Source organism: Bartonella vinsonii subsp. vinsonii (assembly GCF_902825235.1).
In the GTDB taxonomy this organism is placed as follows: domain Bacteria; phylum Pseudomonadota; class Alphaproteobacteria; order Rhizobiales; family Rhizobiaceae; genus Bartonella; species Bartonella vinsonii.
This window is the reverse complement of the sequence record NZ_CADEAJ010000095.1, coordinates 1-255: the sequence shown is the minus strand read 5'-3', so window position 1 is coordinate 255 and position 255 is coordinate 1. Positions and strand designations below refer to the sequence as shown.

Annotated in this window: 1 pseudogene; it reads left to right on the top strand. The window is 45.9% G+C overall.

The window, feature by feature from the left end:
• Nucleotides 1–255, top strand: a pseudogene (locus J7R12_RS08800) (DUF3792 domain-containing protein); the annotation flags it as partial.

Sequence of the window (255 nt, the reverse complement as noted above, 5' to 3'; positions counted from 1 at the left end):
TGGCATGACACACGCTGAAGCACAAACAAACGCCAACCATGCACTTCATGTCTATCAAAGCGCAGAGGCAAAAATAGAACAGGCGCTCAAAACTCTTGAAGAACAAGCTGAAACCCTGTCTCAAAAGCTCAACATGCCAACAAAGGATGCACATTACAGTGCAAACAAAGCTGCTAAAACAGCTTCTTACATGGGATGGTGGGGCTTTTTAGGAGGCCTGATTGGCGCCGTGATTTCCAGTGTCTTTGGCTATTA